This is a genomic window from Streptomyces tateyamensis, assembly GCF_003205575.1.
In the GTDB taxonomy this organism is placed as follows: domain Bacteria; phylum Actinomycetota; class Actinomycetes; order Streptomycetales; family Streptomycetaceae; genus Kitasatospora; species Kitasatospora tateyamensis.
In genome coordinates this window covers 1-456 of record NZ_PYBW01000420.1, presented here as the reverse complement: position 1 = coordinate 456, position 456 = coordinate 1, and the positions used below count along the sequence as shown (strand labels likewise).

The window sequence follows — 456 nt, the reverse complement described above, 5'->3', positions numbered from 1 at the left end:
GTTGAGTATATATTGAAGGATAATTTCAAACGGAGCCGGACCTATTGCCAAGGGTTCTCCTGACCCGCAGGCCCGGCCCCCCCCGAGACCCCGCCGTCGACGAACCCACCCGCCCCGCCGCGCTGGAGCTCCCCCAGGAGCAGGGCTACCGCGGCCGGAGCATGGGGGGCATCGGGCCCCGCAGGGGGGTGGCAAAGAAGCCCGTGTCCCGCCGCTACCGAAGCAAGGGCGAGGTGGTGCTCGACGCACTGGTCGGCTTTGCCTTCACCCAGCTGCCCGACCCCGACACCGGCAGCCTGCGCGGGGACCTGCCCGCGCTGCTCACCGCCCCCTCCCGGGCCGGCCGGGGCGTGGCCGGCGACCTCAACCGCGCCCTGGCCGTGGAGGCGCTGCAGGACGACGAGTTCGCCGCCCGCCTGTGGCACAAGCTGATCGCGGTGCGCCGCGAGGCGGTCG

The 456-nt window shown here is 72.6% G+C and carries 1 protein-coding gene; it reads left to right on the top strand.

Annotation, left to right across the window (positions count from 1 at the left end; genetic code table 11):
- Positions 1-203: 203 nt before the first annotated feature.
- A partial coding sequence (locus C7C46_RS35760) for a TetR-like C-terminal domain-containing protein (RefSeq protein WP_181442704.1) occupies positions 204-456 on the top strand: 253 nt, incomplete at its 3' end.